Origin of the sequence: Ruminiclostridium papyrosolvens C7 (assembly GCF_000421965.1) — a bacterium.
GTDB classification, from domain to species: domain Bacteria; phylum Bacillota; class Clostridia; order Acetivibrionales; family DSM-1351; genus Ruminiclostridium; species Ruminiclostridium papyrosolvens_A.
In genome coordinates this window covers 1-504 of sequence record NZ_ATAY01000055.1, presented here as the reverse complement: position 1 = coordinate 504, position 504 = coordinate 1, and the positions used below count along the sequence as shown (strand labels likewise).

The 504-nt window shown below is 46.2% G+C and carries 1 protein-coding gene; it reads right to left on the bottom strand.

What is annotated here, in order from left to right:
• Positions 1-446: helix-turn-helix domain-containing protein (locus tag L323_RS0120850; RefSeq protein WP_131451052.1), on the bottom strand; the 446-nt coding region annotated here is incomplete at its 3' end.
• Positions 447-504: the final 58 nt, after the last annotated feature.

Below are 504 nucleotides of genomic sequence, written 5' to 3'. Positions count from 1 at the left end.
TGATGGAAGATGCGCCACATCCGTGTGTCATGTTCTCTCAGCTCACGGGCTGCCGCATTGACGGGCATTTCCGCCATCAATCGCATCGCCCATGCTTCAAAGAGCAAAGTGAAATGAGAAAGCGGTCTGGCCCACTTCACCGATACTTGCGTTATCTTGTTACACGCCTTGCATTTTACTCGTGGCATTCTGGCGTGCATATATGTTTTCCAATTCCAGAAGTCCAAGTGTCGCCAGGTCTTCTTCTCGGAGTCATATGCTTTACAAGCGATCCCGCATAAGGGACAAGCGAAGGTTGCTCCTCGTGCAAAGTCGATAAACAGGTGCCAAGCTTGATCCATATCGTCAAACTCAACATGCGTCAATTTCCATGGTTCTTCCAACTGTAACGCCACTTTGAACATCTCTGAAATCATATTGTCACTACTGCTTAATGTAGTCCACACTAGTCATCCCGCCCTATTAATCATCTTACAGAGCAGTATTGACTAAATTTCTATTAAG